Below are 24,687 nucleotides of genomic sequence, written 5' to 3' on the forward strand. Positions count from 1 at the left end.
GGCGTTTTTTATTGTCCGTATTTTACCGGGAAGCTGATTACCGACTCATTCGAGTCGCTAAGGCATCAACATACTCCTGCCATTCATCAAGCACCTGGCGCTGAAACGGTGTGGCACTAACAGCCAACTCAAGACACGCCTGCTTAAAACCCTCAAGGGTGTTTGGCGCGCCCCATTGAGGGTCTGACAAACGTTGCTGACAGAAAACTCTCCAGCGTTGTTGCTCTTCACTATTCAAGGTGTCTGGAAAGTTGCGTGCACGATAGCGAAATAATAATTCAGGCAAACGTTCATCATCGAAAGGCCATTGCTGGCGCGCTAGTTGCGCCGGCTCGGCGACTCTCACTTGCTCACATAAACGTCGATCACGATCCCCGATAAAACCATCGTATAGCTGCTGCTCGGGATCGGCGCTTGGCGCAAAATCTTCCTCGGCGTAAATCGCCGCCAGTTTATCGCGCCATAGTTCCTGTGCGTCGCTTAGCCGCAGGGCCCGCGCCTCACACTCATCCATATCCAGCTGCAAACGCTCGCGGTCTTGCGGCCGAAGCACGCTCAACGGTGCGACCACCGGGCAACGATTGATGTGCAGCAACTTGAGCGGTACCGGCAACTCACCTTCGGCCAGCTCGTCGCGGCGAGTATATAAGCGCCGGCGCAAGGTATCGGCGTCCTCGTCCAACAGCCCTTGCGGATCGAGCCCCAGGTCGCAGACGATCAATGCATTGCGATTGCGCGGGTGCCACGCCAGCGGCAGCACCACCCCCAGGTAATGACGCTCGGCAGAAAAACGACCGGAAATATGCACCATCGGCTGCAACAACCGCACCTGGTCCATGACCCGTTGTTTGCTGCGCAGTTGAAACAGCCAGTCATAGAGCTTGGGTTGCTTCTCGCGGATCAACCGGGCCAGGGCGATGGTGGCGCGCACATCGGACAAGGCGTCGTGGGCCTGGCCGTGGTCGATGCCGTTGGCGGCCGTCAACCGCTCAAGCTTGAGGGTGACGCGCCCGTCCTGTTCCGGCCAGACGATCCCGTCAGGGCGCAGGGCGTAGGCAGTGCGCACCACGTCGATCAGGTCCCAGCGGCTGTTGCCGCCCTGCCATTCCCGGGCATAGGGATCGAAGAAATTGCGGTACAAGCTGTAGCGCGTCATCTCATCGTCAAAACGCAAGGTGTTGTAGCCGGCCCCGCAGGTGCCCGGGGTGGCCAGCTCGGCGTGCACCCGGGTCATGAAGTCGGCTTCGGCCAGGCCTTTTTCCGCCAGCACGCCGGGAGTGATGCCAGTGATCGCGCACGCTGCCGGATGCGGCAGGATATCGTCGCTGGGGTGGCAGTAGAGATTGACCGGCGGCCCGACCTCGTTAAGCTCGAGGTCGGTGCGAATACCGGCTACCTGCAGCGGGCGGTCGGTACGCGGATTGATGCCGGTGGTTTCATAGTCGTACCAGAAAATGGTGGTCACGGGCTATTCCTGTGCTGAAGACCGGCAAAGTCTAGGCGCTTGCAGGCATCGGGGGCCAGCGCTGTGTTCCCTGTACAAACATTCAGTAAATCGTTGAGTGGTTGCTTCCACCGTCGACACTGCTAGCATCGGTCTTTCCAACCCCGCCGCTGCCGCCCAGGCGCCAGCGCCGCACTGCCAAGGACCGCGATGCCACCTGCGCCACTGGATACCCGCTACCAGATCGAGACCCCGGAGGGTATCGACCTGCCCCTGCGCCCGGCCGGCCTGCTGGTACGCTCACTGGCCTTTGCCTTCGACCTGGGTTTGCGCGGCCTGATTCTCGGCATCCTGTTTATCGCATTGGCCTTTCTCGGCAACCTGGGCATTGGCCTGGGTTCGCTGCTGCTGTTCCTCGTCAGTTGGTGGTACATGGTGCTTTTCGAAGTACTCAACCAGGGCTGCTCGCCCGGCAAACAGGTCATGGGCCTGCGGGTGGTACAGGACGACGGCACGCCCATCGGCTGGTCCGCCTCGCTGATCCGTAACCTGCTGCGCTTTGTCGACATGCTGCCCTTCGGCTATTTCCTCGGCGCCATCAGTTGCCTGCAACACCCCAACTTCAAGCGCCTGGGCGACCTGGCGGCCGGGACCCTGGTGATCTACCGCGAACAACCGCTTTCCCGCCCGCAAGTGCCCCAGGCCCCGGCGCTGCGCCTGCCGTTCGCCCTTGAGCTGAACGAACAACGGGCGATTCTCAGCTTCGCCGAACGCCAGGGCGAGCTGTCAGCCGAACGGGTCAACGAACTGGCCGCTATCCTGGCCACGCCCCTGCAGGTCTCCCCTGCCCGCGCCGTGGCAGAACTCAACGGTGTGGCCCGCGGATTGTTGGGGCCAGCATGAAACAGAGTCTTTTCGAAAGCCGCCATCAGCCACAATGGCAAGCCTTTGCCGAGCAATTGACGCAGTTGGAGAAAGGCAAAGCCAAAGGCGCCGACTTCGTCGACTTCCCTCATCAATACCGGCAGTTGTGCCAGCACTTGGCCCTGGCCCAGGAGCGCGGCTACAGCAGCTACCTGGTGGACCCGTTGCAGCAGCTTGCCTTGCGCGGCCATCAACAGTTGTATCGTCATCGCAGCCGGATGGGGGCAAACGTGCTGAGCTTCCTGCTGGCCGATTTCCCCAGGCTGGTTCGCGCGCAATGGCCATTTGTGCTGGCTGCCGGCCTGCTGTTCTTTGGCAGCCTGCTCGGCATTGCCTTGCTGGTGTACCTGTTTCCGGACTTGATCTACAGCATCGTCAGCCCCCGGCAGGTGGCCGAGATGCAGGCCATGTACAACCCCGATGCCAGCCGCCTGGGCCGGGCAGCCGAACGCGCTTCCAGCGAGGACTGGATGATGTTCGGCTACTACGTGATGCACAACATCGGCATCGCCTTCCAGACCTTTGCCGCCGGGCTGCTGTTTGGCCTGGGCAGCGTATTTTTCCTGTTCTTCAATGGCCTGATCATTGGCGCCGTTGCCGGGCACCTGACGCAAATCGGCTACGGGCAAACGTTCTGGTCATTTGTCATAGGCCATGGCGCCTTCGAGCTCAGCGCAATTGCCCTGGCTGGCGCGGCTGGCCTGCAACTGGGCTGGGCGCTGATTGCACCGGGGCCCCTCACCAGAGGCGAATCCCTGCGCGTGGCCGCGCGCAAAAGTGTGCAAATGATTTGTGGTGTGATGGTGTTCCTGCTGATCGCCGCGTTTATCGAGGCGTACTGGTCGTCCACCAATGCCGTGGCGCCGTGGGTCAAGTACCTGGTCGGCACCGCCCTGTGGTTGCTGGTGGCGGCCTACCTGCTGTTTGCCGGACGGAATCGCCATGCGCCTGAGTGATGCCAGCGTCGTGATCCGCCCGCGTACCTCCTGGGAGGCCATGGACCTCGGCATCCTGCTGGCCCGGGAACATCGGCTGCTGTTGATGAGCAGTTGGGCCATCGTGACCTTGCCGGTCTTCGCCCTGTTCAGCGTGCTGCTGTGGAATCACCCCACCACCGCGCTGTTGCTGTTCTGGTGGTTGAAACCGGCATTCGACCGCCTGCCACTGTATATCCTGTCCAAGGCCCTGTTCGGCGAAACACCCAGCCTGAAACAAGCGCTGCGCCAATCGCCGCGGCTGCTCAAGGGCCAACTGCTGGCCAGCCTGACCTGGCGGCGCTTCAGCCTCAGCCGTAGCTTCGAGATGCCGGTGGTCCAGCTCGAAGGGCTGCAAGGCCAGGCGCGCCAACAACGTCTCGGGGTGTTGCAGCAGCGCAACGCAGGCGCCGCGCGCTGGCTGACCCTGATCGGGGTGCACCTGGAAATCGCCCTGTGGTTCGGGTTGATGGCCGTGTTCTATTTCTTCCTGCCGCAAGAGGTCGAACGCGACTGGGATTGGCAGCAACTGGTGCTCACCGCCGGCCACGACTGGCGTTGGCTGGAGCACCTGACCAACATGTTCTACGCCTTGATCCTGGTGTTCTGGGAGCCGATCTATGTCGCCTGTGGCTTCAGCCTTTACCTGAACCGCCGCACGGTGCTGGAAGCCTGGGACCTGGAACTGGTGTTCCGCCGAATGCGCCAGCGCCTGAGCGGTGTGGCGTCGCTGCTGTTGCTGGTGGCCGGGCTGACGCTGATTCCGCCGATCCCATCGGCATGGGCTGATGAACCGGTTCCCCAAACGCCGCTGACTACACAATCGGCCAGTCACTCGATCAAGACGCTGTTGGAGCAGCCACCGTTCAAGAACCCGGAAACGCTCACTCGCTACCGCTTCGGCGAGGATAAAGCAGCCGACAAAAACAAAGCGGCAGGTGATGCCAAGCTGCCAGCCTGGCTGGAAGCATTGCTGAAAAACCTCAACAGTGATTCGTTCAAGCACATCGCCAAGGGCCTTGAAGTACTGCTCTGGGGATTGCTGGCAGGTGGCCTGGCACTGGTGATCTGGCGCTACCGCGACTGGCTGCATGCCTTTGTCAGCCGCCGCAGCCCGCGCAAACCCAAGGCTGCCAAACCCGTGCCTTCGCAGCTATTCGGCCTTGAACTGGGGGCTGACACCTTGCCCGAAGACATCGCAGACGCCGCCGAACAGCTGTGGGCAACACAGCCCCGGGAAGCCCTCGGCCTGCTCTACCGTGGGTTGCTCAGCCGCTTGCTGCACGACTTCAACCTGCCGCTGAAAAGTGCCGACACGGAAGGTGAAGTCCTGGAACGTATCCGCCAACTGCAACAACCGCAGCTGCTGGCATTCAGCGGTGAGCTGACCCGTTACTGGCAAAACCTTGCCTATGGCCATCGCCTGCCGCCTGCCTTGGTGCAACAACAGCTATGCAGCGATTGGCGAACCCTGTTCGGCTCGGGAGCGGCGCAATGAATCGGCCGTTGCTGTGGGTCGGGCTGCTGGTCGCGGGCTTGCTGGCAGCAGGCGGTTTTTATGCCTGGCACAAGGCGATTCCTTATCAGGAAGTGGTCGATCGCGGCCCTTCACCCGAAGCCCTGGCCAACCCCTACCTGGCAGCTGAACACTTTCTGCGCCGGCAGGGCCTGGTGGTGGAACATGCCAACAGCCACGAACGGCTGGCCAGCCTTTCGCCCAAGGGCAACAGCCTGCTGTTGCTGGGCGAGCGCAGCAACATGAGCCCGCCCCAGGTTGATCAATTGCTGCAGTGGACCCGGGCTGGCGGCCATCTGCTGCTGGTAGCCGAAGCGCTGTGGGATGAGGACACCGGTGAAAGTGGCGACCTGTTGCTGGATCGTGTGCAGATACACCAATCCTTCAGTGAAGAATTCGACGCTCCGGCACCCGCGCGTAAAAAGAACACGCCGGACCTGACCAAACTCTATGTGGACAACGAAACAGCGCCGGCCTATTTCAGCTTCGACACCGACTTCAACCTCACCGACCCCAGGCACCTGGCACAATTCTCGGCCAACAGCGCCCGGTCGACGCACCTGATGCAGGTCAACCTCGGGCAAGGGCGTGTGACCGTGGTCACCGACAGCGACCTGTGGAAAAACCCGGGCATCGGCCTGCACGATAACGCGTGGCTGCTCTGGTACCTGAGCCAGGGCACCCAGGTCACACTGCTGTTCAACACGGATGTCGAGGACCTGTTCAGCCTGTTGTTGCGCTACTTCCCCCAGGCACTGATGGCACTTGCCGCACTGATCGCCCTGGGCCTCTGGCACGCCAGCCTGCGCCAGGGTCCGATCCGGCAACCGGCGCCCAAGGCACGCCGGCAATTGCAGGAACACTTGAACGCCAGTGCCGACTTCCTGTTGCGCCGCAGCGGGCAAGACAGCTTGCTGCAAGCTTTGCAGCGCGACATCCAGCGCACCGCTCGGCGCCGTCATCCCGGGTTCGAACACCTCGATACAGCCGAACAATTGCGGGTGCTTGAACGCCTGACCCGCCAACCCTCCCTTGTTATCAGCCAGGCCCTTGGCCCACCTGCGACGAAACGGCTCTCCAGCGCCGATTTCAGCCGCCAGGTGGCCTGCCTGCAAACCCTCAGGAATGCCCTATGAGCGAATTTCCCGCCACTGACCCGATTCAGCGCGCCAGCCAACTGGCCCAGGCCTTGCGCGTCGAACTGCGCAAGGCGGTTATCGGTCAGGACCCGGTGATCGATGACGTGCTCACGGCGTTGATCGCGGGCGGCCATGTGTTGCTTGAAGGGGTTCCCGGCCTGGGCAAGACCTTGCTGGTACGCGCGCTGGCACGCTGTTTTGGAGGCGAATTCGCGCGCATCCAGTTCACCCCGGACCTGATGCCCAGCGACGTGACCGGCCATGCCGTATACGACCTGCATACCGAACAGTTCAAGCTGCGCAAGGGACCGTTGTTCACCAACCTGCTGTTGGCTGACGAGATCAACCGTGCCCCGGCGAAAACCCAGGCAGCGTTGCTGGAAGCCATGCAGGAACGCCAGGTAACCCTTGAAGGCGAGGCGCTGCCCATCGGCCAGCCGTTCATGGTACTGGCCACCCAGAACCCCATCGAGCAGGAAGGTACTTACCCGTTGCCCGAAGCCGAACTGGACCGTTTCATGCTCAAGGTGCGCATGGACTATCCCGAGGCACAGCAGGAACTGGACATGGTGCGCGAAGTCACCCGCTCGTCCCGAGCCGACATGCTCGACGTACAGCCGCTGCGCACGGTGCTGCAAGCCGAAGACGTGCTGCTGTTGCAACAGATTGCCAGCGAGTTGGCGCTGGATGAGCAGGTGCTCGACTACGCCGTGCGCCTGGCCCGCACTACGCGCAGTTGGCCGGGCCTGACCATCGGCGCCGGGCCCCGGGCCTCCATCGCCCTGGTTCGCGGTGCACGGGCGCGGGCCTTGCTGCGCGGGGGCGAGTTCGTGACCCCGGACGACATCAAGGGCTGCGCCCTGGCAGTGTTGCGCCATCGGGTGCGTATTGCCCCGGAGCTGGATATCGACGGGTTGGAAGTCGACCAGGTGCTCCGGCAATTGCTGGACCAGGTCCCGGCGCCACGCCAATGAGACGCCCATGAGACCAACCCGCCTGCTGTTGACCTGGCTCGGTGTACTGCTGGGCCTGAGTATCCTGCTCGGCGCACTGGTGGCGCTACAGGTCAAGGTGCCAGACGCCCTGCACTCAGTGACGTGGGGCCTGCTGCTGGCCCTGTTGCTGCTGGCCCTGCTGGATGCCAGCCGCCTGCGCCGCCGGCCGTCCCCGCGCGTGCGACGGCAGATGCCCGGCAGCCTGGCACTGGGGCGCTGGGGGGAAGTGCGGGTAACCCTGGAGCACGATTATCCCCAGCCGTTGGCGGTCCAGGTATTCGATCATGTGCCTGACGGCCTGGCGGTGGAGGACCTGCCGCAATCCATCGAACTGCGGCCCGGCGAGCACAGTGAACTGGGTTATCGGCTAAGGCCCCAAAGGCGCGGGCATTTCAGCTTTACCCGCTGTGAAGTGCATCTGCCCAGCGCCCTGGGGCTATGGTCGGCCCGGCGCCTGATCGACGTCAGCGACGCCACCCGGGTCTACCCGGACTTCGCACGCCTGTATGGCGCGCAGTTGCTGGCGGTGGACAACTGGCTCAACCAGCTGGGCGTACGCCAGCGGCAACGGCGTGGGCTGGGCCTGGAGTTTCACCAGCTGCGTGAGTTTCGCGAAGGTGACAGCCTGCGCCAGATCGACTGGAAAGCCACCGCCCGGCAACGCACGCCCATTGCCAGGGAGTACCAGGACGAGCGCGACCAGCAGATCATGTTCATGCTCGATTGTGGCCGCCGTATGCGCAGCCAGGACGCCGAACTGTCGCACTTCGACCACGCGCTCAACGCCTGCCTGCTGCTCAGTTATGTAGCCTTGCGCCAGGGCGACGCCGTAGGGCTGTGCACCTTTGCCTGCGACCAGCCGCGCTACCTGGCGCCGGTCAAGGGCAGTGGCCAGCTCAACCTGTTGCTGAATGCGGTGTATGACCTGGACACGTCCCGGCGTACGGCCGATTACCAGGCGGCCGCCAGCCAACTGCTGGCCCGGCAGAAACGTCGCTCGCTGGTGATCGTAGTGACCAATTTGCGGGATGAGGAAGATGAAGAGTTACTCAGCGCCGTAAAGCGCATCAGCCGCCAGCACCGGGTAATGGTCGCAAGCCTGCGGGAGGAGATCCTTGACCAGTTACGCCAGGCTCCCGTGCAAACCCTGCCCGAAGCCCTGGCCTACTGCGGCACGATCAACTATCTCAATACCCGGGACGAACTCCACGACCGCTTGAACGCCCACGGGCTGTCGGTACTGGACACACTGCCTTCGGACCTGGGTGCCGCCCTGGTGACCCGCTACCTGGGCTGGAAAAAAGCCGGCGCGCTATGAACGCCGGATGCAGCACCTAGGCAGAGGCCTGCAACGGATCAAAGCTGAAGTAATCCAGCAGCGCGCTGATCACCTCCCCATATTCGGCAGGGGCCTGGGATATGCTGAACCCGGAATCGTAATGCTGGGGGTTTATATCCTCATGACACCACAGGCAGGTGGCCGTGAGGTCTACCGCCTGCACCTCACCCTCAGGCCCGGGGATCTTCAAGCGCAGCTCGAAATCCACATCGACCATCATGGGTAACTGGCTGATCAACATCAGGCCCTGCTCGGAAACATTGCCCAGATAGCCGATTGGCTTGTCCGTCAGGCGGTTGAACACTTGAAGGAAGCAAGGTAACTGATGCCGCTCGATCCGTCGGTGAGTAAACATGATGAGGTCGCCATCCAATGGCCATATATGTGGCCGCTCCAGTGATTCGAAACGAGCCTGAGGGCCCGCTCTCCCCGGATATCGGTGCGACAACCGCAAACGGGTTGCCACTTTTACAGCTGCCAAATCCGGGAACGCCATCCGTTTGAATAGAAACTTATACAAACTGACATTCAAAGATTAGCCCAAGACTGGCAACGAGCCAGCTATGGCATGACAAATATCATCACAACGACGCCGGCCGCGGCTGGGCAACGCTCGCGCCGGGGTAATGCCCCAGTTGCTGCAGGGTATCCAAACGGGCACGGGCACGGAATGCGTACTCGCTCGCCGGGTACTGGCTGATGATGAACTGATAGGTTTGCGCCGCATCGACAAACAGCTTCTCGCGCTCCAGGCACTGCCCGCGCAACATCGAGACTTCCGGTTGCACGTAGCGCCGGGAACGGCTTTCACGGTCGACCTGGGACAACTCAAGGGTGACCCGCTGGCAATCGCCCACACCGTAGGCGCGGTACGCATTGTTCAAATGATGGTCCATCGACCAACGGGTGCAGCCGACAACACTGACGGCCAGGGCAGCAATGATCACGATTCGCATGGGGGTTCTCCTGTCTTGTGCAGTGTATCGACCCTTCATCGAAAATCTTCAAGGTTGTTCATCTGTTCATGCAGAGTGAAAACAAGCGAATCATCGATAAGTAGTGCAAACGAACAATGACTACAACCAAAGAGCATAGTAGCCTTCCCCAGCGCTTGAACTCAGGAGTCCGTGCATGTCCGTCCGTCGTACCAAAATCGTCGCCACCCTTGGCCCGGCCAGTAACTCGCCGGAAGTCCTCGAACAGCTGATTCTGGCTGGCCTGGACGTTGCCCGTCTGAACTTCTCCCACGGCACCCCGGACGAGCACAAGGCTCGCGCCAAGCTGGTGCGTGACCTGGCCGCCAAGCATGGCCGCTTCGTGGCGTTGCTGGGTGACCTGCAAGGCCCGAAAATCCGTATCGCCAAATTTGCCAACAAGCGGATCGAGCTGAAGATCGGTGACCAGTTCACCTTCTCCACCAGCCATCCCCTGACCGAAGGCAACCAGCAAGTCGTGGGTATCGACTACCCGGACCTGGTGAAAGACTGCGGCGTGGGCGACGAACTGCTGCTGGACGACGGCCGTGTGGTAATGCGCGTCGACACCGCCACCCCGACCGAACTGAATTGCACCGTGATCATCGGCGGCCCGCTGTCGGACCACAAAGGCATCAACCGTCGCGGCGGTGGCCTGACTGCCCCGGCCCTGACTGAAAAAGACAAGGCCGACATCAAGCTCGCCGCCGAAATGGAAGTGGACTACCTCGCGGTATCCTTCCCGCGCGACGCCGCCGACATGGAATACGCCCGTAAACTGCGCGACGAAGCCGGCGGCACTGCCTGGCTGGTGGCGAAGATCGAACGCGCCGAAGCCGTAGCCGATGACGAAACCCTCGACGGCCTGATCAAGGCTTCCGACGCCGTGATGGTTGCCCGTGGCGACCTGGGTGTGGAAATCGGTGACGCCGAGCTGATCGGTATCCAGAAGAAAATCATCCTGCACGCACGTCGCCACAACAAGGCGGTGATCGTTGCGACCCAGATGATGGAGTCGATGATCCAGAACCCGATGCCAACCCGTGCCGAAGTGTCCGACGTGGCCAACGCCGTGCTCGACTACACCGACGCCGTGATGCTTTCGGCTGAAAGTGCGGCTGGCCCGTACCCGCTGGAAGCCGTGCAGGCCATGGCACGCATCTGCGTCGGCGCTGAAAAGCACCCGACCAGCAAGACCTCCAGCCACCGTATCGGCAAGGTCTTCGAAAGCTGCGACCAGAGCATCGCCCTGGCGGCCATGTACACCGCCAACCACTTCCCGGGTGTGAAAGCGATCATCGCCCTGACCGAAAGTGGCTACACGCCGTTGATCATGTCGCGCATCCGTTCCTCGATCCCGATCTACGCGTTCTCCCCGCACCGCGAAACCCAGGCCCGTGCGGCCATGTTCCGCGGCGTCTACACCGTACCGTTCGACCCGGCATCGCTGCCGCCTGAGCAAGTCAGCCAGGCCGCGATCGACGAGTTGCTCAAGCGCGGCGTCGTGGAGAAAGGCGACTGGGTCATCCTGACCAAGGGCGACAGCTACCACACCATCGGCGGCACCAACGGCATGAAGATCCTGCACGTTGGCGACCCAATGGTCTGAGTGACCGCTCGCTGAAAAACAAAAGCCCCGCCATGTGAATGGCGGGGCTTTTTGCATTGCAAATTGGCTTGTGTGTTGGCTTTACTGGCCTATTCGCGAGCAAGCCCGCTCCCACATTTGATCGCGTACATCCTGAAGAAACACGGTCGAATGTGGGAGCGGGCTTGCTCGCGAAGACGGCCGACCAGTCAACGCTCATTCATCTCCGAGTGATAAACCCCGACAACGCCGCAATCGCCTCCGGCGACTTCAACCTCTGGGTAAACAACGCCCCCTCCTCCTCGATCACCTTGCGCAACTGCTCGCGATCAACGCTTTTCATCAGATGCTTGCTGACCTGCACCGCGCCCGGCGCCAGGGTCTCAAACCGTCCAGCAATTTCCCGGGCCTTGGCCAGGGCCGATTCACCGCTGCCCAATGCCTCGGTGGCAATGCCCCAGGCGGCAGCCTGTTCGCCGGTAAACCCTTCACCCAGCAGCAGCAACTCCGCCGCCTTGGCATGCCCCAGCAAGCGCGGCAGGATCAAGCTGGACCCAAACTCCGGACACAGCCCCAGGTTGACGAACGGCATGCGCAACCGTGCATCCCGGCTGACATACACCAGGTCACAATGCAGCAGCAGCGTCGTGCCAATTCCCACCGCCACGCCCGCCACTGCCGCAATCACCGGCTTGCGGCAGTTGAGCAAGCTGCGCATGAAATTGAAGACCGGGCTGTCGAGATCCGCCGGCGGTTGTTCGAGGAAGTCGCCAATATCGTTACCGGCGGTGAAGCACTCGCTGCTGCCCTGGATCAGCACGGCATTCACGCTGGTATCGGCATCCGCCTGCTCCAGTGCTTCGGCCAATTGGCTGTACATGGCGCGGGTCAGGGCATTTTTCTTGTCCGGGCGATTGAGCTGCAAAATCAGCAACCCGCGTTCGCGTTGCTGCAGGATGGCATCGGTCATGACAAATCTCGCGGCTGGGAAATTCAGCGCTCAACCACGGGGCGGGAACACATCGGCCAGCAGTTGATTGCGCGGCAGTCCGGCCAGGAACAGGCGCTTGGAAAAGGCCTCGACACTGGCCGGGTGCCCGCAGAGTAAAGCCAGAGTTTGCCGGGAAACAAGCCGCAGTTGCGCCAACGCCTGCGTCACCTCAGCCGCTGTCCATAGCTCAACGGTCACGTTCGGATGCGCACCAGCCAGCTGGGCCAATGGCCCGGCGAGGTAATGACCGCCCGCGTCATGGGCCAGGTGAATGACCCGGATGGCGCCCTGGTGATCCTGGCGCAAGGCCTCGCGCAACACGCCCCATAGCGGGCCGAGTCCGGTGCCCGAGGCCAGCAGCCAGAGCGGCCGCGATTGCCAGTCGGGGTCGTACTGCAAGGCGCCGCCCCGCAATTCGCCCAGGCGCAGGCTGTCACCGGCCTTGAATTGGCGGGCGGCGTCGCTGAATTCGCCGGGCAGGCGGCAATCGATGTGAAATTCGAGAAACGGATCTTCCTGGGGCAGGCTGGCCAATGAATAAGGCCGCGCAACGCTGCCGGCCCACAACACCAGATGCTGCCCCGCCCGGTAGCGCAAGCCGCGTTCGGGTTGCAGCCGCAGGCGCAGTACACTCGGGTTCAACCAATCGACGCTCAACACCGTCGCCGGCAACCCGTCACGCAGCGGGTCGAAGGCTTCGACCTGCAAGTCACCTGCGACCTGGCACTGGCACGCCAGGCGCCAGCCATCCTGGCGCTGCGCCGGGCTCAGGGCATCCGGCTGGTTGTCCTGGATATCACCCTGGCAACGCACCAGGCAGGCATGGCAGCTGCCGGCGCGGCAACTATAAGGCACGGCCACGCCCGCCTGGTTCAGGGCATCCAGCAGGTTGCTGCCGGCGGCTACCGACCAGTGGCGTTCACCGACGTGAAGTTCAGGCATCAAGGGTCTCGGATCAAAAAGGCGTCTACAGGGAATCACGCCCGGTAGAGTTTGACCATAGTCGGGTGTATCGGCCACCGTGGCGGGTTATACTGCCGCGCCTTTTTAGCGTCGCGCCTGCACCACTTTGGCGTGCCTTGGAAAGGTGGCTTCAGCCGACCGATGCAACACTGACGCCACCTTTATTGAATGTTCCCTTATAGAGGAGCGCGACTCATGACCGTGATCAAGCAAGACGACCTGATTCAGAGCGTTGCCGACGCCCTGCAATTCATTTCCTACTACCATCCCGTTGACTTCATCCAGGCGATGCACGAGGCCTACCTGCGCGAAGAATCGCCAGCGGCCCGTGACTCCATGGCTCAGATCCTGATCAACTCGCGCATGTGTGCCACCGGCCACCGCCCGATCTGCCAGGACACCGGGATTGTCACCGTATTTGTACGTGTAGGCATGGACGTGCGCTGGGATGGCGCCACCATGAGCCTGGACGACATGATCAACCAAGGCGTGCGCCAGGCCTACAACCTGCCGGAAAACGTCCTGCGGGCTTCGATCCTCGCCGACCCGGCCGGTGCGCGTAAAAACACCAAGGACAACACCCCTGCCGTGATCCACTACTCCATCGTCCCGGGTAACACCGTGGAAGTGGACGTGGCCGCCAAGGGCGGTGGTTCCGAGAACAAGTCGAAAATGGCCATGCTCAACCCGTCCGACTCGATCGTCGACTGGGTGCTCAAGACCGTTCCGACCATGGGCGCCGGCTGGTGCCCACCGGGCATGCTTGGCATCGGCATCGGCGGCACCGCCGAGAAAGCCGCGGTAATGGCCAAGGAAGTGTTGATGGAATCCATCGACATCCACGAGCTGAAGAAGCGCGGCCCGTCCAACCGTATCGAAGAGATGCGCCTGGAGCTGTTCGAGAAGGTCAACCAACTGGGCATCGGCGCCCAGGGCCTGGGTGGCCTGACCACCGTGCTCGACGTGAAAATCATGGACTACCCGACCCACGCGGCCTCGCTGCCGGTGTGCATGATCCCCAACTGCGCCGCCACCCGTCACGCGCACTTCGTGCTCGACGGTTCGGGCCCTGCATCGCTTGAAGCGCCACCGCTGGACGCCTACCCGGAAATCGTCTGGGAAGCCGGCCCGTCGGCCCGTCGCGTCAACCTCGATACCCTGACCCCGGAAGACGTGCAGAGCTGGAAGCCGGGCGAAACCGTGTTGCTCAACGGCAAGATGCTCACCGGTCGCGACGCCGCGCACAAGCGCATGGTCGAGATGCTGAACAAGGGCGAAACCCTGCCGGTGGACCTCAAGGGTCGCTTCATCTACTACGTCGGCCCGGTTGATCCGGTGCGCGAAGAAGTGGTGGGGCCTGCCGGTCCGACCACCGCCACGCGGATGGACAAGTTCACCCGCCAGATCCTCGAGCAAACCGGCCTGTTGGGCATGATCGGCAAATCCGAGCGCGGCCCGACCGCTATCGAAGCGATCAAGGACCACAAGGCGGTTTACCTGATGGCAGTGGGCGGCGCGGCTTACCTGGTGGCCCAGGCCATCAAGAAATCCCGCGTCGTGGCGTTCGCCGAGCTGGGCATGGAAGCGATCTACGAGTTCGACGTGAAAGACATGCCGGTCACCGTTGCCGTTGATAGCAAGGGCGAGTCGGTACACATCACCGGTCCTGCCATCTGGCAGAAAAAGATCAGTGAAAGCCTGGCGGTTGAAGTGCAGTAAGCATTTCCCCTGCAAGGATAAAAGGCGACCACTACGGTCGCCTTTTTTTGTTTCATGCACCTCTCACTGTGGCGAGGGAGCTTGCTCCGCTCCAGTGCGCAGCGCTCCCATTTTTTTGGGGCCGCTACTCGCCCCAGCGGGAGCAAGCTCCCTCGCCACAACAGCCATGCGCCTCATGCTATGGTGCTCGCCCCCAATTGCACTGTTCATCCTCGAATGATCGCGATTCCCCGGCCTTTGCGTTTGACCTTCTACTCCCTGCTGATCATCGCCGGTGCGATGCTGGCTGCCGCCCTGGCTACCCGCCACGCCGAACGCCTGGCCCTGGTGGATGACGCCGCCCGCGCCAATCAGCAGCTCATGCTTTATGGCAACTCCCTGCACACCCTGATCGAACGCTACCGCGCCCTGCCCGCCGTGCTGGCCCTGGACTCGGAAATGATCAGCGCCCTGAAGGGCCCGCTGGACACCGCCACCCAGGATTTGCTCAACCGCAAGCTGGAGCGCATCAACGGCGCCGCCCAGTCCTCGACCCTGGAACTGATGGACCGCAACGGCCTCGCCGTGGCCGCCAGCAACTGGAACCTGCCCAGCAGTTATGTGGGGCACAACTACGCGTTTCGTCCCTACTTCAGCCAAACCCTGAGCCAGGGCACCGGGCGTTTTTATGCAGTGGGCGTGACCACCGGAATTCCGGGGTATTTCCTCTCCAGCGCGGTGGTCGGCGAGAACGAGCAGTTCCTCGGCGCCATGGTGGTCAAGCTGGAGTTCCCGGAACTGGAGCGCGAGTGGGCCCAGGGCAATGACTTGCTGCTGGTCAGCGATGCCCGGGGCATTGTGTTTATCGCCAATCAGCCGGGCTGGCGCTACCGCGCGCTGCGTCCGTTGTCGGACAGCGACCACGCCGAACTCAAGGCCACCCGCCAATACGACAAGAAACAATTGCTGCCGCTGGACACCGAAGCGTTGCAGCGCTTTGACGAAAACAGCCACCTGATGCGCGTCGACGGCCCCGACGGCAAGGCCAATTACATTTGGGAATCCCTGCCGCTGAAGGCCGAAGGCTGGACCTTGCACCTGCTGCGCAAGCCACAATTTGCCTTTGAAGACCAACGCAACGCCGGCCTCGCCGCCGCCGGTTCATGGCTGGCGCTGGTGTTCCTGGTGCTGTTCCTGACCCAGCGCTGGCGCCTCGCCCGCCTGCGCCAGCGCAGCCGCGAAGAACTTGAACAACTGGTGGAAGAACGCACCCGCGCCCTGCGCACCGCCCAGGATGGCCTGGTGCAATCCGCCAAACTGGCAGCGCTGGGGCAGATGTCTGCCGCCCTCGCTCACGAAATCAACCAGCCATTGACCGCCCAGCGCATGCAGTTGGCGACTCTGCGGCTGCTGCTGGACCATGGCCGGGTGGACGACGCCTACCAGGCCCTGACCCCGCTGGACGACATGCTCACACGCATGGCCGCGCTCACCGGCCACCTCAAGACCTTCGCCCGCAAGAGCCCCAGCGGCCTGCGCGAACGCCTCGACCTGGCGACGGTGGTGGACCAATCCCTGCACTTGCTCGATGCGCGCCTGCGGGACGAAGCCATCGGCACCGTACTGGACCTGACCCGCCCCGCCTGGGTACGCGGCGACGCGATCCGCCTCGAACAGGTGCTGATCAACCTGCTGCGCAACGCCCTCGACGCCATGGCCGACAAGCCACGCAAGCGCCTGGAGATCCGTCTGCACGCCGATCAGCAGCTATGGCACCTGACCGTCAGCGACAGCGGCGGCGGGATTGCCGAGGAAAACCTCAACAGCGTGTTCGACCCGTTCTTCACCACCAAGCCGGTAGGCGACGGGCTCGGCTTGGGGCTCGCCGTGTCGTACGCTATCGTCCACGAACTTGGCGGGCGCCTGAGCGCCGGCAATCAAGGTGACGGGGCGATCTTTACCCTGACCTTGCCCATCGCGCTGGAGACGCCAGACCTATGTTGAACGCGGTGATTGTGGTCGACGACGAAGCCAGCATTCGCACGGCCGTCGAGCAATGGCTGAGCCTGTCCGGCTTTGAGGTGCAGTTGTTCAGCCGCGCCGAGGAATGCCTGGCGCAATTGCCCCGGGACTTTCCCGGGGTGATCCTGAGTGACGTGCGCATGCCCGGCCTCAGCGGCCTGGAGTTGCTGGCTGAAGTGCAGCGGCGTGACGCCGACCTGCCGGTGATTCTGCTCACCGGCCACGGCGATGTGCCGATGGCCGTCGAGGCCATGCGCGACGGCGCCTACGACTTCCTCGAAAAACCCTTCAGCCCCGAGGCCCTGCTCAGCAGCCTGCGCCGGGCGCTGGACAAGCGCGGGCTGGTGCTGGAAAACCGCCGGTTGCATCAGCAGGCCGATCACCGGGCCCAACTGGAATCGAGCCTGCTGGGGGTGTCCCGGGGTTTGCAGAACCTGCGCCGGCAAGTCCTGGACCTGGCCGGCTTGCCGGTCAATGTGTTGATTCGCGGCGAAACCGGCAGCGGCAAGGAACTGGTCGCCCGTTGCCTGCATGATTTCGGCCCCCGGGCAAAGAAGCCGTTTGTGGCGCTGAACTGCGCGGCGATTCCAGAGCAGCTGTTTGAAGCCGAGCTGTTCGGCCATGAAAGTGGCGCGTTTACCGGCGCCCAGGGCAAGCGCATCGGCAAGCTGGAATACGCCAATGGCGGCACGCTGTTTCTCGATGAGATCGAAAGCATGCCGCTGGCCCAGCAGGTGAAATTGCTGCGGGTGTTGCAGGAGCAAAAACTCGAACGGCTCGGTTCCAATCAAAGCATCAAGGTGGACTTGCGGATCATCGCCGCCACCAAACCCGACCTGCTGGACGAAGCTCGCGCCGGGCGTTTTCGCGAGGACTTGGCCTATCGCCTGACCGTCGCACAACTGCGCCTGCCACCGCTGCGGGAACGCCGGGAAGACATTCCCCTGCTGTTCGAGCACTTTGCACAAAGCGCCGCCGAGCGCCTGGGCCGCAACTTCGCGCCCCTGAGCGGACCCGCGCTGGGGCGCCTGCTCAGCCATGACTGGCCGGGGAATGTGCGGGAGCTGGCCAATGCCGCTGAACGCCAGGTGCTGGGGCTGGGTGAACCGGAGCCGGAAGGCATCGAAGCCGGGCAATCGTTGGCGGCGCAGCAGGAAGCATTTGAAGCCCATTGCCTGAAAGCCGCGCTGACCCGGCACAAAGGCGATATCAAGGCGGTGCTGGCCGAGCTGCAGCTGCCACGGCGCACCTTCAATGAAAAAATGCAGCGCCATGGCCTGGCGCGGGATACGTTCCTCTAACCCGATCGTTCCCACGCTCCGCGTGGGAATGCAGCTCTGGACGCTCCGCGTCCGCCCTTAAAATCGTGACGCGGAGCGTCACAGGATGCGCTCCCACGCAGAGCGTGGGAGCGATCTTCGTCGGCGGTTTTCCGCTCATCCCCCTTGATTCATCAGCAATTTTCCGCTCAAAAATTTCCGCAAACCCTTCTAGACCGGGCCTTCATCGGCTTGGCACAGCTCCTGCTATAGCCCAGCCAGGCTGCGCTACCGCGCGCTCCACAAAAACAATTAGATGAAGGATCCTTAAATGGATAACTCCAACTCCCTGCCTCTGGGGTCGGCGACTGCGCCGGCAAAAGGACGCACCACCTCCAGCCGTATCAGGTCGATCTTCAGCGGATCGGTCGGCAACATGGTCGAGTGGTACGACTGGTACGTCTATGCGGCTTTCTCCCTGTATTTCGCCAAGACCTTTTTCCCGAAAGGCGACACCACCGCCCAGCTCTTGAACACCGCCGCGATCTTCGCCGTGGGCTTCCTGATGCGCCCGATCGGTGGCTGGCTGATGGGCCTGTACGCCGACAAGGTCGGGCGTAAAAAGGCCTTGATGGCGTCGGTCTACCTGATGTGCTTCGGCTCGCTGCTGATTGCCCTGAGCCCGGGCTATGAAGCCATTGGTATCGGTGCGCCGATCCTGCTGGTATTCGCCCGTTTGCTGCAGGGCCTGTCGGTCGGCGGTGAATACGGCACCTCCGCCACTTACCTCAGCGAGATGGCGACCAAGGAACGTCGGGGCTTCTACTCCAGCTTCCAGTACGTGACCCTGATCTCCGGCCAGCTCATCGCCCTGGCGGTATTGATCGTGCTGCAACAATTGCTGACCACCGAACAGCTGTACGACTGGGGCTGGCGTATCCCGTTCGCCATCGGCGCCCTGTGCGCGGTAGTGGCGCTGTACCTGCGTCGTGGCATGGAAGAAACCGAGTCGTTCACCAAGAAAGAAAAGGCCAAGGAAAGCGCAATGCGCACCTTGATGCGCCACCCCAAGGAACTGATGACCGTGGTCGGCCTGACCATGGGCGGCACCCTGGCGTTCTACACCTACACCACCTACATGCAGAAATACCTGGTGAACACCGTCGGCATGAGCATCTCCGACTCCACCACCATTTCGGCGGCCACGCTGTTCCTGTTCATGTGCCTGCAACCCATCATCGGCGGGCTGTCGGACAAGGTTGGCCGCCGGCCGATCCTGATCGCCTTCGGCGTCCTCGGCACCCTGTTCACCGTGCCGATCCTCACCACCCTGCACACCATCCAGACCTGGTGGGGCGCGTTCTTCCTGATCATGGCGGCGCTGATCATCGTCAGCGGCTACACCTCGATCAACGCCGTGGTGAAGGCCGAATTGTTCCCCACCGAAATCCGCGCCCTGGGTGTTGGCTTGCCCTATGCGCTGACCGTGTCGATCTTCGGCGGCACCGCTGAATATATCGCGCTGTGGTTCAAGAGCATTGGCATGGAAACCGGTTACTACTGGTACGTCACCGCGTGTATTGCGGTGTCGCTGTTGGTGTATGTGACCATGAAGGACACCCGCAAGCATTCGCGGATTACTACGGACTAAGGGTTCTGCCAGGATAAAAAAGGGGCTGTGTCAGTGTATGACACAGCCCCTTTTTCATTGGCGAACACTCCACCTGAGTGCACTATGATGCCCTTCCCCGAACCACCAGCAGGAACCCCGGCCCATGTCCGACGATATTCATTTCTACGAACCCGCCAACGGCCACGGCCTGCCCCATGACCCGTTCAATGCGATTGTCGGCCCGCGCCCGATTGGCTGGATTTCGTCACACGACAGCCAGGGCCGCCTGAACCTGGCACCCTACAGTTTCTTCAACGCCTTCAACTACATTCCGCCGATCATTGGGTTTTCCAGTGTCGGGCGCAAAGACAGCCTGAACAACATCGAACAGACCGGTGAGTTCGTGTGGAACCTGGCCACCCGCCCGCTGGCCGAGCAGATGAACCAGAGTTGCGCGCCGGTATCACCCGAGGTCAACGAGTTTGAATTAGCCGGCTTGACGCCGGTGGCTTCAAAGGTGATCGCCGTGCCTCGCGTAGCCGAAAGCCCGGTGTCGTTCGAGTGCAAGGTGACGCAGATCATTCAGCTGCAGCGCGCAGACAAGGAGCTGGTGCCAAGCTGGTTGGTGCTCGGCGAGGTGGTCGCGGTGCATATCGCCAAATGGCTGCTGAAAGACGGGGTGTACGACACGGCTGCCGCCCAGCCGATCCTGCGTGGAGGTGGCCCGGCGGATTATTTCCAATTGGGGCCGGAAGCGCTGTTCAAAATGTATCGCCCAGGCGCCGCGCAACGCTGATTGGAACGAGATAAAAATGTGGGAGCGGGCTTGCTCGCGAAGGGGGCGTATCAGTCAATGCATATGCCAACTGATCCACCGCATTCGCGAGCAAGCCCGCTCCCACACAAGCCCGCTCCCATATTTGGATCAGCGGTGTTTTCAGTTGGCGGAAGTTGCCCAAGAGAGCTGACCGTCTTCATCTACATCGACCAAGCGCTCCAGTTGCAGCGCTGCGGCATCGTCGGCGTCGGAGGCAGTCTTGAACGTCTGTCCATCGAGGATCTTGTGAAAGCGCGGTGCGCCCATGCCATCCAGCGCCTTGACGGCGATGGCGGCGCTATAGCCACCCTCTTCTTCACGCACCAAGGCGGAAACGGCTTCGTGGTGGGCAAACTCTTTACGTGCCATGTTGCAGGTCCTGGCCAATGGGAAAGGCGGCCATTCTAAAGCACTAGCCCGCCAGTTGCAGGTACTCGCCATAGGCATTGGCCGCCGAGGCGTCGGTGAAGGTCTGGAAGTCCATGCTGCGAACCACCATGTCATTCAACAACTCGGTGAAGACCATCAGCGCTGGCGAGCTGAAGTAGGCACTCATCGCCTGCTCGCTGCTCCAGAAGCCCGACACCAACCACACATCCGGGTCGGCCAGGGAGTGCTGCAACGAGAATTGCAGGCAACCCTGAGCCTGGCGGCCCGGTTCGATCAAACTGCTCAAGCGTGCACCCAGTTCGGTGCTGTACCCGGTACGGGCACGGATAAAGGCCATATGGCTCGCGGGAATGGGGGTGGACATGTTCGACTCTCCCGTTGAGAAGTGATGCTCGGCAAGCACTGTGAGGGCGTGTTGCCACAGGATCAAAGATACGGGCGCGGGGGTGGGTGCGGTTAGTCAATTCCTGCTGGCTTATTGCACAATCCTGCGAGATGCGTAGATATAGCAATCGGCCTGCGAAGTTTATTCCCGGCATGACTGCCGTATTTCAAGGGCATGACAGGCCCCGGCTTGCCTGATTCACGATTTTTCGCAGGATCAGGCAAGGATTGTGCAGAATCGAAATACCGCTTTTTGCAAAACCGCCCTTAAGCTGTGCCCATCGTCAAAGCACCAGAGGATGTCCCATGTCGTCGCCCGAACTTCGCTCCAACCCCCTCGACGCCGATATGGAAAAGCAGCGCGCAGAACTCGCCGGCATCGTTCGCCGGCATACCTGGGAGGATGGTTCCTACGGCACGGCGATCACGTCGCTGTATCTCAACCGTCATAACTCCCCGCGTGAATTCACGCCGGTGCTGGTGGAACCCGCACTGTGCATCCTCGCCCAGGGTCGCAAGGAAGTGCGTTTGGCGGATGAAGTCTTCGCCTATGACCCGCTCAATTACCTGGTGTTTTCGGTAGCGATGCCGGTGGCCGGGCGCATCCTTGATGCCACGCCGGAAGACCCCAACCTGTCGATTCGGGTGAATATCGACCCGGCACAGATCACCGCACTGATTGCCGAAGCCGGGCCGATGGGCGTGCCCCCGCGCCCGACCTCCCGAGGGATGTATGTCGACCGCCTGGACAGCCAGCTACTGGACGCCGTGCTGCGCCTGACCCGATTGCTCGACACACCGAAAGACATCGCAATGCTCGCGCCGCTGATCAATCGGGAAATTCTCTATCGCCTGTTGCGCGGTCCACAGGGTTATCGGCTGTATGAAATTGCCGTCGCCAACAGTCAGAGCCATCGGGTGAGCCAGGCGATCACCTGGTTGAACGGCAACTACGAACAGCCCCTGCGCATTGATGACCTGGCCAAGGAAGTGAACCTCAGCGTCTCGACCTTGCACCACCGCTTCAAGGCGATGACCGCCATGAGCCCGCTGCAGTACCAGAAGCAACTGCGTTTGCAGGAGGCTCGGCGGTTGATGATCGCCGAGGGCCTGGAAGCCTCGGCGGCGGGGTATCGGGTGGGCTATGAGAGCCCATCGCAGTTCAGCCGCGAATACAGCCGGCTGTTTGGTGCGCCGCCGTTGCGGGATCTGGCCAGGTTGCGCCAGAGCGTCTAACCACGGTTATAACGCCGGATGCTAATAATGTGGCGAGGGAGCTTGCTCCCGTTGGGCTGCGCAGCAGTCCCATCTTTTGGGGCCGCTTCGCGCCCCAACGGGAGCAAGCTCCCTCGCCACAAGTACTCAATCAACTGCGGTATTGGTGGCGTTCAATCCAGGCCACGAGGCAGTTGCAAGGTCACCCGCAAACCGCCCTCCCGCAGATTCTGCAAACTCACTTCACCGCCATGGCTGTGGGCAATGTTGCGGGCGATGCCCAGGCCCAGGCCGTAACCCTGTTGCTGCCCGGCCAGTCGGAAGTGCGGCTCGAAGACCTGCTCCAGGCGCTGTTCCGGCACGCCCGGGCCTTCGTCGTCGACGTGGAGGATGAACTCCGCGCCATCGTCTTCAATGTGCAAATGGGCGTTCTGCCCGTACTTCAGGGCGTTGTCGATCAGGTTGCCGATGCAGCGCTTGAGCGCCAGCGGCTTGCCCGGGTACGTCGTAAGTGCCCGACCATGTTGGGTCACGCGGCCATTGCCGTTGGGCGCCAGGTACGGCTCCACCAGGCAGTCGAGTACGTGGTTGAGGTCCACCGGTTCGATGTTTTCGTGAATGTCGGTGTCTTTCACACACTGCAGCGCGCCTTTGACCAGCAACTCAAGTTCATCCAGGTCGCGGCCGAACTTGGTTTGCAGGTTCTCGTCTTCCAGCAATTCCACCCGCAACCGCAGGCGTGTGATGGGTGTGCGCAGGTCGTGGGAAATGGCGCTGAACAGCTGGCTGCGTTCGGTCAGGTAACGGCTGATGCGTTCGCGCATGGCATTGAACGCGCGGCCTACTTCCACCACTTCGCTGCCGCCGCCTTCGGCCACCGGCTCCACGTCGGCGCCCAGGGACATGTCCCGCGCCGCCCTCGCCAGGCGCTTGAGTGGACGGCTTTGCCAGTGCACCAGCAGGCCGATAAACAGCAGCAGGAAGCCGCTGGTGAGCACGATAAACCACACCTGCTGGTATGGCAGGCCTTGTTCTTCGAGGCTGGTATAGGGTTCGGGCAGCAAGGAGGCAATGTAGAGCCATTCGCCCTGGGCCAGCTGGATCTGGGTGACCAACACCGGCGGATTCACCGGTTCCAGGGTCAACGCATAATGCGCCCAGGAGCGCGGCAATTCATCGAGTTTCAAGCCGGCGTTGAAGATGCGCAGGTCTTCGGCGCTGACGAACTCCACCGAAACATGCACGTCGCTGCCCAGGGTCTGGCGCAACACTTCTTCGACAGCACCGAGCACTGCATGCTTGCGCGGGGTTTCCGGCAATACCGCCATGTCCAGGGGCTTGTCGTTGAGCGTCACCACAAACCGGGTACCGCCCATGCTGCGCAACTGGTCCAGTACCAACGGCCGGAAGGCCACCGGCAACGAGCGGAAATAACTGACGCTGGCGGTCATCGAATGCGCCAGGCTGCGGGCGGCGGTTACCAGGCCTTCAAGCTGGGTAGCGCGCAATTGCGAGACCCAGATCACGCTGGACAACGCCTGGGCAAACAGCACCGCCAACAGGGTCAGCAGTAACATCCGCCCCAGCAGCGAACGTGGTACCGGGATGCGCCGGCGCAGTTCACGCAGGCGCTCAGTGGGCATTGCCGGCAACCACGCTGGCTGCCAATTGATAGCCACTGCCGCGCACGGTGCGGATCAGCCGGGGTGGTTTTTCGGTGTCGCGCAGGCGTTGGCGCAGACGGCTGACGGCCATGTCGACAATCCGGTCCAGGGGCATCAGGTCGCGGCCACGGGTGGCGTTGCCGATGGTGTCGCGGTCGAGGATTTGCTGGGGGTGGTCGAGGAACAGTTTGAGCAGGGCAAAATCGGCGCCGGAAAGAATCACTTCCTCGCCGTCGACGTGGAACAGCCGGTGGCTGACCATGTCCAGGCGCCACTCGCCAAACACCAGCACCTCGCCGCCGCTGCGCTCCTGGCCAAACTGGCAACGCCGCAACAGGGCCTTGATACGGGCCTGCAGCTCACGGGGGCTGAAGGGTTTGCCGATGTAATCGTCGGCACCCAGCTCCAGGCCGATGACGCGGTCGGCTTCGTCGGAACTGGCGGTGAGCATGATGATCGGCACCTGCGCCTGGCGCGGGTGCTGGCGGATCCAGCGGCAAAGGCTGAAACCGTCTTCGTCCGGCAGCATCACATCAAGGATCACCAGGTCGCACGGGGCTTCGTTCATCGCCTGGCGGAACCCCGCGCCATCCGGCACGCCACGCACCTGGAAACCGGCGCGGCTGAGGTAGGTTTGCAGCAACTCGCGGATTTCCTGGTCGTCGTCGACCAGGAGAATGGATTTACTGATTACGCTCACGGGGTCCTCCTTGTTGTTATGGCCAAGCTTAAGTCATTTGTTGCCCTTGAGGCCGCCTTCGCGAGCAAGCCCGCTCCCA

General features: G+C 62.2%; 22 protein-coding genes and 1 pseudogene. 13 read left to right on the forward strand and 10 right to left on the reverse strand.

All coding sequences use genetic code 11. The features are described 5' to 3' along the window. Positions 1 to 37: 37 nt before the first annotated feature. Complete coding sequence (sbcB, locus tag QF039_RS21970; RefSeq protein WP_307520672.1) at positions 38 to 1,465, reverse strand: exodeoxyribonuclease I; 1,428 nt, start codon at positions 1,463 to 1,465, stop codon at positions 38 to 40. A gap of 189 nt (positions 1,466 to 1,654) precedes the next feature. Here sbcB and QF039_RS21975 point away from each other — a divergent pair, with 189 nt between their 5' ends. From QF039_RS21975 to QF039_RS22000, 6 genes are read left to right on the forward strand one after another with little or no spacing between them, the layout of a single operon-like run. Further along, entirely contained in the window at positions 1,655 to 2,347 is a 693-nt protein-coding gene (locus QF039_RS21975; RefSeq protein WP_003214165.1) for an RDD family protein, read from the forward strand. Further along, entirely contained in the window at positions 2,344 to 3,324 is a 981-nt protein-coding gene (locus tag QF039_RS21980; RefSeq protein WP_307520675.1) for a stage II sporulation protein M, read from the forward strand. The genes QF039_RS21975 and QF039_RS21980 overlap by 4 nt, the downstream gene beginning before the upstream one ends. Next, on the forward strand, positions 3,311 to 4,840 hold the full coding sequence (locus QF039_RS21985) for a DUF4129 domain-containing protein (protein ID WP_214499906.1): 1,530 nt from the start codon (positions 3,311 to 3,313) through the stop codon (positions 4,838 to 4,840). The genes QF039_RS21980 and QF039_RS21985 overlap by 14 nt, the downstream gene beginning before the upstream one ends. Further along, complete coding sequence (locus QF039_RS21990) at positions 4,837 to 5,994, forward strand: DUF4350 domain-containing protein (protein ID WP_307520678.1); 1,158 nt, start codon at positions 4,837 to 4,839, stop codon at positions 5,992 to 5,994. Before QF039_RS21985 ends, QF039_RS21990 begins: the two co-directional genes overlap by 4 nt. After that, positions 5,991 to 6,971, forward strand: coding sequence for a MoxR family ATPase (locus tag QF039_RS21995; RefSeq protein WP_008432346.1), 981 nt, complete (start codon positions 5,991 to 5,993; stop codon positions 6,969 to 6,971). Before QF039_RS21990 ends, QF039_RS21995 begins: the two co-directional genes overlap by 4 nt. Before the next feature lie 7 nt (positions 6,972 to 6,978). Then, positions 6,979 to 8,310, forward strand: a complete 1,332-nt coding sequence (locus QF039_RS22000) for a DUF58 domain-containing protein (RefSeq protein ID WP_177019298.1) — start codon at positions 6,979 to 6,981, stop codon at positions 8,308 to 8,310. Between the two features lie 16 nt (positions 8,311 to 8,326). On the opposite strand, the gene QF039_RS22005 is transcribed toward QF039_RS22000, so the two are convergent. After that, positions 8,327 to 8,686: a PilZ domain-containing protein gene (locus tag QF039_RS22005; RefSeq protein WP_177019297.1), complete on the reverse strand. Its 360-nt coding sequence runs from the start codon at positions 8,684 to 8,686 to the stop codon at positions 8,327 to 8,329. A 226-nt stretch (positions 8,687 to 8,912) separates the two neighbouring features. Beyond that, on the reverse strand, positions 8,913 to 9,287 hold the full coding sequence (locus QF039_RS22010) for a tol-pal system YbgF family protein (protein WP_003214151.1): 375 nt from the start codon (positions 9,285 to 9,287) through the stop codon (positions 8,913 to 8,915). A 175-nt stretch (positions 9,288 to 9,462) separates the two neighbouring features. On the opposite strand from QF039_RS22010, the gene pyk reads away from it, so the two are divergent. Next, positions 9,463 to 10,914 carry a pyruvate kinase gene (gene pyk, locus QF039_RS22015; protein WP_003214149.1) on the forward strand — a complete coding sequence of 484 codons (1,452 nt, stop codon included), beginning with the start codon at positions 9,463 to 9,465 and terminating at the stop codon, positions 10,912 to 10,914. 199 nt (positions 10,915 to 11,113) lie between these two features. On the opposite strand, the gene QF039_RS22020 is transcribed toward pyk, so the two are convergent. Together QF039_RS22020 and QF039_RS22025 are read right to left on the reverse strand one after the other, a co-directional pair. Then, positions 11,114 to 11,863, reverse strand: a complete 750-nt coding sequence (locus QF039_RS22020; RefSeq protein ID WP_003214147.1) for an enoyl-CoA hydratase-related protein — start codon at positions 11,861 to 11,863, stop codon at positions 11,114 to 11,116. A gap of 30 nt (positions 11,864 to 11,893) precedes the next feature. After that, positions 11,894 to 12,826 carry an iron-sulfur-binding ferredoxin reductase gene (locus QF039_RS22025; RefSeq protein WP_307520685.1) on the reverse strand — a complete coding sequence of 311 codons (933 nt, stop codon included), beginning with the start codon at positions 12,824 to 12,826 and terminating at the stop codon, positions 11,894 to 11,896. A 216-nt stretch (positions 12,827 to 13,042) separates the two neighbouring features. Between QF039_RS22025 and QF039_RS22030 the strand changes: the two genes are divergently transcribed. The 5 genes from QF039_RS22030 (at position 13,043) to QF039_RS22050 (ending at position 20,234) form a co-directional block, all read left to right on the forward strand. After that, positions 13,043 to 14,566, forward strand: a complete 1,524-nt coding sequence (locus QF039_RS22030) for a fumarate hydratase (protein WP_003214142.1) — start codon at positions 13,043 to 13,045, stop codon at positions 14,564 to 14,566. A gap of 216 nt (positions 14,567 to 14,782) precedes the next feature. Further along, positions 14,783 to 16,549, forward strand: a complete 1,767-nt coding sequence (locus QF039_RS22035) for an ATP-binding protein (RefSeq protein WP_003214141.1) — start codon at positions 14,783 to 14,785, stop codon at positions 16,547 to 16,549. Continuing rightward, positions 16,543 to 17,868 (forward strand): sigma-54 dependent transcriptional regulator, encoded by a 1,326-nt coding sequence (locus QF039_RS22040; RefSeq protein WP_102605689.1) that lies wholly within the window; start codon positions 16,543 to 16,545, stop codon positions 17,866 to 17,868. Before QF039_RS22035 ends, QF039_RS22040 begins: the two co-directional genes overlap by 7 nt. 289 nt (positions 17,869 to 18,157) lie before the next feature. Further along, a complete protein-coding gene (locus QF039_RS22045; RefSeq protein WP_003214136.1) occupies positions 18,158 to 19,477 on the forward strand; it encodes an MFS transporter in 1,320 nt (439 codons plus the stop codon). A 124-nt stretch (positions 19,478 to 19,601) separates the two neighbouring features. After that, the gene (locus QF039_RS22050) at positions 19,602 to 20,234 is read left to right on the forward strand and encodes a flavin reductase family protein (protein WP_008435502.1); all 633 of its coding nucleotides are present in this window, start codon (positions 19,602 to 19,604) and stop codon (positions 20,232 to 20,234) included. A 141-nt stretch (positions 20,235 to 20,375) separates the two neighbouring features. Here the strand turns inward: QF039_RS22050 and QF039_RS22055 are convergent, their stop codons facing one another. Both QF039_RS22055 and QF039_RS22060 read right to left on the reverse strand, forming a co-directional pair. After that, the gene (locus QF039_RS22055; RefSeq protein ID WP_003214132.1) at positions 20,376 to 20,624 is read right to left on the reverse strand and encodes a hypothetical protein; all 249 of its coding nucleotides are present in this window, start codon (positions 20,622 to 20,624) and stop codon (positions 20,376 to 20,378) included. A gap of 43 nt (positions 20,625 to 20,667) precedes the next feature. Continuing rightward, positions 20,668 to 21,009 (reverse strand): antibiotic biosynthesis monooxygenase family protein, encoded by a 342-nt coding sequence (locus tag QF039_RS22060; RefSeq protein ID WP_003214130.1) that lies wholly within the window; start codon positions 21,007 to 21,009, stop codon positions 20,668 to 20,670. 326 nt (positions 21,010 to 21,335) lie between these two features. Here QF039_RS22060 and QF039_RS22065 point away from each other — a divergent pair, with 326 nt between their 5' ends. Beyond that, entirely contained in the window at positions 21,336 to 22,265 is a 930-nt protein-coding gene (locus tag QF039_RS22065) for an AraC family transcriptional regulator (RefSeq protein ID WP_102605693.1), read from the forward strand. A gap of 29 nt (positions 22,266 to 22,294) precedes the next feature. Here QF039_RS22065 and QF039_RS33800 read toward each other — a convergent pair. From QF039_RS33800 to QF039_RS22075, 3 genes and pseudogenes are all read right to left on the reverse strand, one after another. Beyond that, a pseudogene (locus tag QF039_RS33800) lies at positions 22,295 to 22,396 on the reverse strand (N-acetyltransferase); the annotation flags it as partial. A 21-nt stretch (positions 22,397 to 22,417) separates the two neighbouring features. Beyond that, entirely contained in the window at positions 22,418 to 23,887 is a 1,470-nt protein-coding gene (locus QF039_RS22070) for an ATP-binding protein (protein WP_087694634.1), read from the reverse strand. Then, complete coding sequence (locus tag QF039_RS22075; protein WP_003214124.1) at positions 23,877 to 24,608, reverse strand: response regulator; 732 nt, start codon at positions 24,606 to 24,608, stop codon at positions 23,877 to 23,879. Before QF039_RS22075 ends, QF039_RS22070 begins: the two co-directional genes overlap by 11 nt. Positions 24,609 to 24,687 lie beyond the last annotated feature (79 nt).

The sequence above is a fragment of the Pseudomonas sp. W2I6 genome (assembly GCF_030815935.1).
Taxonomy (GTDB): domain Bacteria; phylum Pseudomonadota; class Gammaproteobacteria; order Pseudomonadales; family Pseudomonadaceae; genus Aquipseudomonas.